This window comes from Methylophaga sp. UBA3192 (assembly GCA_002363955.1).
GTDB lineage: Bacteria > Pseudomonadota > Gammaproteobacteria > Nitrosococcales > Methylophagaceae > Methylophaga.
In genome coordinates, this window is sequence record DEXE01000004.1 from 221,167 (window position 1) to 228,477 (window position 7,311).

The following is a 7,311-nucleotide window of genomic DNA, read 5'->3' on the forward strand; positions in this document are numbered from 1 at the left end:
GTGTGTTAGCTTGCCGTTGTCGCTTTTTTATCACGTCGCATCAATTCACTGGCTAAAGCCATATAGGCAATTGAGCCACGCGAAGTTCGATCATAATTTAACACAGGCAGACCATGGCTGGGCGCTTCGGCTAAGCGAACATTACGCGGAATTATCGAATGAAAGACTTTACCCTGGAAATGACTTATCAATTGGCGTGACACCTGATTGGCCAGATTATTACGCGCATCGAACATGGTGCGCACCATACCGGTGACTTCCAATGCCGGGTTGGCGCGTTGTTTTACCCGTTCGATAGTACGCAACAACGAGGTGAGTCCTTCCAACGCATAGTATTCACATTGAATCGGAATCAAGACACCTTTTGAAGCGACCAGCGCGTTGACTGTTAACATGCTCAAAGATGGCGGACAGTCAATCAGGATAAAATCGTATTTTTCCTTACTGGATTCCAGCGCCAATCTAAGCCGGTGCTCACGAAGTTTGATTTCCAGCAACTGGACTTCTGCTGCCGTCAAATCGGTATTGGTTGGCATCACATCAAAACCCAAGCCTTCCGGGCGAATGATCGCATCACTGGCTTTGGCTTCAGCCATAATAACGTCATAACTGCTGATTTCGATGGCATCTTTATCAATGCCACAACCGGTGGTCGCATTACCCTGCGGATCTAAATCAATCATTAATACTTTCTTGCCAGAATCAGCAAGTGAAGCCGCCAGATTTACTGTGGTGGTCGTTTTACCGACACCGCCCTTCTGATTGGTAACCGCGAATATATTTCCCACTGATGCTAATCCTTAATCAGTCTTACCAGATGCCTTTCAGCCTGATCTCCCGGTACGTTCAGCGTGACAATATCCTGCAGTTTGAAACCGCTTTTAATTGCTGCGAGTTCTTGTTCCGGATAGACGCCTTTCATCAAAACCAGGCTGCCAGCATCATCGCAGTGTCTCGCGGCTAAATCAATAATCTCAGCGATTGTGGCAAATGCCCGAGCGGTTACAACGTCAAATTTTGGCAAAGTTATTTGTTCTACTCTGCCATGTATTACCGTCACATTATTCAATTTCAGCTCGGCTTTCACCTGCTGTAAAAAACGTGTTTTTTTGATATTGCTATCGAGCAGGGTGACTGACATTTGCGGAAAACAGATAGCAATTGGAATACCGGGCAGTCCTGCTCCACTCCCAACATCTAACAGGCTAGTGCAGTTCAGATACGGAATTAATGACAAACTATCAAGGATATGTCGCGTCAACATGGTTTGCGGATCACGCACCGAGGTCAGATTATAGACCTTGTTCCATTTTTGCAGCAGTGCCAGATAATCCAGTAGCTGTGTTTTTTGCTCTTCGGAAAGTTGTAATTGCAGTTCAGCACAGCCCTTATCGAGCTGTGCTTTTAAATCTGAACCCATCAGCTCGCTTCACTCCATCCGGAACGTTTCAGATGCACCAATAACAACGAGACGGCAGCGGGCGTGACACCGGAAATCCTGGCAGCCTGACCTAAACTCTGGGGTTTGGCATTTTGCAGTTTTTCACGAACTTCATTGGATAAACCCCGCACATTGTGATAATCCAGATCGGCTGGCAATATGGTGCTTTCATTACGTTGCAGACGGTTGACCTCATTCTGCTGGCGATTGATATAACCGGCATATTTCACCTGGATCATCACCTGCTCGGCCACATCATCTGCGACCAATTGCTCTTCATTCAATAAGGTCATCAAGCCTTGATAATCCACACTGGGACGGCGTAATAATTCAATCGCTGTGCTACTTTTGGCCAGTGGCTCACCCAACACTGAAATGGCTCGTTGCTGATCTATCTTTTCCGGGGAGATCCGAGTGGTATTCAGACGGTTGTTTTCAGACTCAATCGCTTCCAGCTTGGCACTGAATACCGCCCAACGCGCATCATCGACAATACCTAACTGACGACCAATCGGCGTCAGACGGGAATCGGCATTATCCTCACGTAACATCAGACGATATTCTGCCCGACTGGTGAACATACGATAAGGCTCTTTGGTGCCGGAAGTAATCAGGTCATCAATTAATACGCCGATATAGGCCTCATCACGACGTGGATACCAGGGCTCAAGTTCACGTGTCTGCAAACCGGCATTCAGACCGGCGATCAAACCCTGGGCAGCCGCTTCTTCATAACCCGTCGTGCCATTAATCTGACCGGCAAAGAACAGGCCCGGCATGTGTTTGGTTTCCAGCCACGGTGTTAAATCACGTGGGTCAAAAAAGTCGTATTCAATAGCGTAACCCGGACGAGTGATATGGGCATTTTCCAAACCTTTCATTGAACGCACGATCTCATATTGCACATCAAACGGCAGGCTGGTGGAAATACCATTGGGATAGACTTCATTACAGTCCAGCCCTTCGGGTTCGAGGAAAATCTGGTGTGAGTTACGATCGGCAAAACGCACCACTTTGTCTTCAATTGATGGACAGTAACGTGGACCAATGCCTTCGATCTCGCCACTGTACATTGGTGAACGATCCAAATTGTTACGAATCACCTCATGCGTTTTTTCATTGGTATGGGTGATATGACAGGAAATCTGCTGCGGATGATGTTCACGTTTGCCAAGAAATGAAAATACTGGTGTCGGATTATCTCCCGGCTGTTCGGCTAATTGTGAATAATCAATACTGTTACTGGCGATACGGGGCGGTGTACCGGTTTTTAGACGATCAACGCGGAAAGGTAACGCACGCAAACGTTCAGCCAATGCAACAGAGGCAGGATCGCCCGCCCGACCACCTTGATGACGTTGCATACCGATATGAATTACACCACCGAGGAACGTACCGACAGTGAGTACCACGGCTTTACCACCAAACCGTAAACCCGACTGGGTGACAACACCGGCAACGCGACCGTTTTCAACGATCAAATCATCAACAGCCTGCTGGAATAAATAGAGATTGGGTTGTGACTCCAGCACAGCACGAATGGCGGCTTTATAACGGATTCTATCGGCCTGGGCACGAGTAGCTCTCACTGCCGGACCTTTACTGGCATTCAGAATTCTGAACTGAATACCGCCGAGATCAGCCGCTTTGGCCATGATGCCGCCCAATGCATCAATCTCTTTGACTAAATGACCTTTACCGATCCCGCCAATCGCCGGGTTACAGCTCATCTGCCCTAATGTTTCGATGTTCTGTGTTAACAGAAGTGTTTTTACGCCCTGGCGAGCTGCCGCTAACGCAGCTTCGGTGCCGGCATGACCACCGCCAACGACTATCACATCATATTGATCCTGATACTGCATAACTCACCCGCGATAAAAAACTTGTAAAAGACTACAGATTTTAACATGGCAGTCATAATCTTTGCCTAATATTTCAATCATTTATGGTTCAGTTATGACAAAAATGCCTGACTGAATCTTCATTAATTTTGATTATCACAATCCGGCAGAGATCTCATGATTGAAAAAAACACTGGCATAAAAAGGTTAATGTTTGCTTTAGTCTATTCGTTACAAGGACTGTATGCCGGAATTCGTTATGAATCTGCCTTCCGGCAGGAATTTATTTTGCTGTTATTGCTGGGAATCGTCAGTTTTTTTCTTGATGTTACACCCGCGGAAAGACTGTTGATGATTGCCTCATTAGTGGCTGTACTGATTGTTGAGGCACTTAACTCGGCCATTGAGTGTGTTGTTGATCGGGTAAGCACCGATGTACACAAACTGTCTGGCCGAGCCAAGGACTATGGATCGCTTGCTGTGTTACTGACTTTGTTATTGAGTGCTGCTACCTGGTTGATGATTTTGCTGGATTAGATCGTTGATAAGCCCAAAACATCATAACCAATCCGGCTATGATCATCGGAACACATAACAGCTGCCCCATAGTAAACCAGTCAAACGCCAGATAGCCGTATTGCGGATCGGGCACCCGGAAAAATTCTGCTGCAAAGCGGAAACTGCCATATCCTAATAAAAACAGACCTGATACTTCCGCCCGTGGACGCGTTTTGGCCGAAAACCACCACAAAATAACGAATAGCAACAAGCCTTCCAACAATGCCTGATAGAGCTGTGAAGGATGCCGAGCCAGCGGTCCTCCTGTCGGAAACACCATTGCCCAGGGGACATCCGATACTCTGCCCCATAATTCCCCGTTAATAAAATTACCTATCCGCCCAAAAAATAAGCCTAACGGTACTAATGGTGCAACAAAGTCACTGATTTCAAAAAAAGATTTTCCGGATTTTCGACCAAATAGCCAGATGGCTATCAAAACTCCTAACAAGCCTCCATGAAAAGACATGCCTCCCTGCCAGACTTTAAACAGGTTCAGTGGATTATTAATAACATTGAGTAAATCATAGAATAAGGCGTAACCAATCCTGCCACCCAGGATCACCCCGATCGCGCCATAAAAAAGCAAATCTTCTACCTGAGATTTTTCCCAGCCATAATCATTCGCTCTCCATCTGGCTAGCATCCAGGCCGCGACAAAACCAAACAGATACATCAAACCATACCAATGAATGGCCAATGGACCGAGCTCAAGCGCAACAGGATCAATCTGCGGGTAATTCATATTTTGTTCTCATAGACTTTGGTGCACGCATCATAACAAGCCCGCTATGAATCTTCATTAACAGAATTTTGCACCAATTTTGGGCGTGGGATTTTCATGGTCGCACCAAAATAATCCTTTCAGTAATGAAATATTTGCCGCAAATTACCATATCTAATTGAATTATAAATACTTTTTAAAACTGGCATGTAAACTGCGTTAGTTGTGGCAGTCTGAATACACGGTGTTGTAAAAAATCAACGCATCGGATTCAAAAAAGACTAAAACAATTCAAACGAGGAGATATACATGAAATTCAAAACGCTCTCAGCAATGTGTCTTGCTGCCACAACAGTTTTAGCGACTTCATCAGCAATGGCATGGGAAAGCGAAGACGGTGCACATTCAGTAACAGCCAACGTCTTAATAGGTAGTGATTACATTTTCCGTGGTATTTCACAAACCGATAACAACCCAACCATTCAAGGCGGGATTGATTACGGCCATGCCTCTGGATTGTATGTCGGTACCTGGGCATCAAATGTAGATTTTGATGATGCCGATTTTAGTTCAGAGTTCAACCTTTACGGTGGTTTTGCCAATGAAATTGGCGAAACTGGTATCGGCTATGATATCGGTGCGATTCGTTACTACTATCCTGGTACAGGTGGCGGTGCTGACTTTAATGAAATCTACGGTAGCTTAAGCTACAGTTATTTCAGTTTCGGTATTGCACACTCCAGCAACTTCCTGAATCTGGATGAAGACGGCACATACTATAATCTTGGTTTTGAATACGGTCTGCCATATGACATCACCCTGATGGCTGGTATCGGTTATCAGGACTTAGATAGCGATATCGGTGAAAGCTACACTGATTATCTGATTGGTGTTTCTAAAACCATGTTTGACCTGGATTTCGCCTTAACATGGACTGACACTGACAGTGATGGTGAAGACTTCGCTGGTGATAAAGATCTGGTCGACAATATCTTTTCTTTCAGTGTTTCGAAAACATTCTAAGACCTTATCTGTGAATCGCCCTGCTATTGCAGGGCGATTATTCTAAAGAAGGAATACGCTTATGAAACAAGTTGTAGCTATTATCAAGCCGTTCAAGCTTGATGATGTCCGTGAATCACTCTCCGAAATCGGTGTGCAAGGTTTAACGGTTTCTGAAGTAAAAGGGTTTGGACGTCAAAAGGGGCACACTGAGTTATACAGAGGTGCGGAGTACGTTGTCGATTTCCTGCCGAAGTTAAAACTGGAAATCGCAATTGATGATGCCATCGTTGAACAGGTTATCGAAGCTATCATCAAGGGTGCTAACACTGGCAAAATCGGTGATGGCAAAATCTTCGTTTACCCACTTGAGCAAGTGGTTCGGATTCGCACAGGCGAAACCGGCCCAGATGCCCTGTAAGCTTAGGGAGTATTGATAATGGAAAATGAAATCTTTGAACTCCAATATGCCTTAGATACCTTTTATTTCGTAATAAGTGGTGCCTTTGTCATGTGGATGGCAGCTGGTTTTTCTATGCTTGAAGCGGGTCTGGTTCGGGCAAAAAATACCACTGAAATCCTGACTAAAAACGTTATGTTGTTTGCTATTGCCTGCACCATGTACATGATTGTCGGTTATAGCATTATGTACGATGGCGCAATCTTCCTCTCCGGGATTCTTGAAGATGGTGTTGCAGATGAGTGGACATACTCTCCCTCTGCAGACTTTTTCTTTCAGGTAGTTTTTGTTGCGACTGCAATGTCTATTGTTTCGGGTGCTGTAGCTGAACGTATGAAACTTTGGTCCTTTGCTGCATTTGCCGTCGTTTTAACGGGCTTTATTTATCCTTTACAAGGTAGTTGGACATGGGGCGGACAAGATGTATTTGGTTTGTTCAACCTGGGTGATATTGGTTATCTCGATTTTGCCGGTTCAGGTATCGTTCACATGGCCGGTGCTGCTGCAGCATTAGCAGGCGTTATCTTATTGGGTGCTCGTAAGGGTAAATACGGTCCTAATGGTGAAGTTCGCCCGATTCCGGGTGCAAACCTGCCTTTAGCCACTCTGGGTACATTCATTCTGTGGATGGGTTGGTTTGGATTTAACGGTGGTTCAGTCTTAGCGACTGCCTCTGTTGCTGATGCAAACGCTGTTGCCGTTGTCTTCATGAACACCAATGCGGCGGCGGCCGGTGGTGTGCTTGCTGCGCTTATCGTTGCCAAGCTGCTGTTTGGCAAAGCGGATTTAACCATGATTCTGAATGGTGCATTGGCAGGTCTGGTGGCTATTACCGCTGGCCCTGATACACCTACTCCATTAATTGCAACCATTATCGGTGCAGTTGGTGGCGCCATTGTGGTGTTCTCAATCGTCTTTATGGATAAAATCAAGATTGACGATCCTGTCGGCGCCATCTCTGTGCATGGTGTAGTGGGTATCTGGGGTCTGCTGGCAGTGCCACTGACTAATCCAGATGCCACTTTCTCAGCACAAATCATCGGTGCAGTAACCATCTTTGTTTGGGTATTCGTTGCCAGCTTAATTGTCTGGGGTGTACTGAAAATGATTATGGGTCTGCGTGTGACCGAAGAAGAAGAATACGAAGGTGTGGATTTGGTGGAATGTGGTATGGAAGCATACCCAGAATTCACTAATAATTCTAACTAAGTCATTCTCGACATAACAAAAAGGGCAGGTTTTACCTGCCCTTTTTTATGTCTGTGACCCGTCCTAAATAAGGTTG

8 protein-coding genes are annotated in these 7,311 nt (G+C 45.7%); 4 read left to right on the forward strand and 4 right to left on the reverse strand.

The window, feature by feature from the left end:
• Window positions 1-5: 5 nt before the first annotated feature.
• The 3 genes from B2337_RS06770 to mnmG are packed head-to-tail and all read right to left on the reverse strand — an operon-like array spanning window position 6 to window position 3,303.
• Window positions 6-788, reverse strand: coding sequence for a ParA family protein (locus B2337_RS06770; protein ID WP_292361375.1), 783 nt, complete (start codon window positions 786-788; stop codon window positions 6-8).
• Window positions 789-793: 5 nt separating this feature from the next.
• Complete coding sequence (rsmG, locus tag B2337_RS06775; protein WP_292414992.1) at window positions 794-1,420, reverse strand: 16S rRNA (guanine(527)-N(7))-methyltransferase RsmG; 627 nt, start codon at window positions 1,418-1,420, stop codon at window positions 794-796.
• On the reverse strand, window positions 1,420-3,303 hold the full coding sequence (gene mnmG / locus B2337_RS06780) for a tRNA uridine-5-carboxymethylaminomethyl(34) synthesis enzyme MnmG (RefSeq protein WP_292361377.1): 1,884 nt from the start codon (window positions 3,301-3,303) through the stop codon (window positions 1,420-1,422). The genes rsmG and mnmG overlap by 1 nt, the downstream gene beginning before the upstream one ends.
• 156 nt (window positions 3,304-3,459) lie before the next feature.
• Between mnmG and B2337_RS06785 the strand changes: the two genes are divergently transcribed.
• Window positions 3,460-3,819, forward strand: coding sequence for a diacylglycerol kinase (locus B2337_RS06785; RefSeq protein WP_292361378.1), 360 nt, complete (start codon window positions 3,460-3,462; stop codon window positions 3,817-3,819).
• Here B2337_RS06785 and lgt read toward each other — a convergent pair.
• The gene (gene lgt / locus B2337_RS06790) at window positions 3,791-4,585 is read right to left on the reverse strand and encodes a prolipoprotein diacylglyceryl transferase (RefSeq protein WP_292414993.1); all 795 of its coding nucleotides are present in this window, start codon (window positions 4,583-4,585) and stop codon (window positions 3,791-3,793) included. The genes B2337_RS06785 and lgt overlap by 29 nt on opposite strands.
• Before the next feature lie 288 nt (window positions 4,586-4,873).
• Between lgt and B2337_RS06795 the strand changes: the two genes are divergently transcribed.
• The 3 genes from B2337_RS06795 (at window position 4,874) to B2337_RS06805 (ending at window position 7,235) form a co-directional block, all read left to right on the forward strand.
• Window positions 4,874-5,587, forward strand: a complete 714-nt coding sequence (locus B2337_RS06795) for a TorF family putative porin (protein WP_292361380.1) — start codon at window positions 4,874-4,876, stop codon at window positions 5,585-5,587.
• 61 nt (window positions 5,588-5,648) lie between these two features.
• Window positions 5,649-5,987 (forward strand): P-II family nitrogen regulator, encoded by a 339-nt coding sequence (locus B2337_RS06800; RefSeq protein ID WP_292361381.1) that lies wholly within the window; start codon window positions 5,649-5,651, stop codon window positions 5,985-5,987.
• A gap of 18 nt (window positions 5,988-6,005) precedes the next feature.
• The gene (locus tag B2337_RS06805) at window positions 6,006-7,235 is read left to right on the forward strand and encodes an ammonium transporter (RefSeq protein ID WP_292414994.1); all 1,230 of its coding nucleotides are present in this window, start codon (window positions 6,006-6,008) and stop codon (window positions 7,233-7,235) included.
• Window positions 7,236-7,311: the final 76 nt, after the last annotated feature.

What these genes read in the sequence shown, in the direction of transcription:
- rsmG (WP_292414992.1), bottom strand. Translation starts at nt 1,420, where the DNA reads ATGGGTTCAGATTTAAAAGCACAGCTCGATAAGGGCTGTGCTGAACTG.
- B2337_RS06785 (WP_292361378.1), top strand. Translation starts at nt 3,460, where the DNA reads ATGATTGAAAAAAACACTGGCATAAAAAGGTTAATGTTTGCTTTAGTC.
- B2337_RS06800 (WP_292361381.1), top strand. Translation starts at nt 5,649, where the DNA reads ATGAAACAAGTTGTAGCTATTATCAAGCCGTTCAAGCTTGATGATGTC.
- B2337_RS06805 (WP_292414994.1), top strand. Translation starts at nt 6,006, where the DNA reads ATGGAAAATGAAATCTTTGAACTCCAATATGCCTTAGATACCTTTTAT.
- B2337_RS06795 (WP_292361380.1), top strand. Translation starts at nt 4,874, where the DNA reads ATGAAATTCAAAACGCTCTCAGCAATGTGTCTTGCTGCCACAACAGTT.
- lgt (WP_292414993.1), bottom strand. Translation starts at nt 4,585, where the DNA reads ATGAATTACCCGCAGATTGATCCTGTTGCGCTTGAGCTCGGTCCATTG.
- mnmG (WP_292361377.1), bottom strand. Translation starts at nt 3,303, where the DNA reads ATGCAGTATCAGGATCAATATGATGTGATAGTCGTTGGCGGTGGTCAT.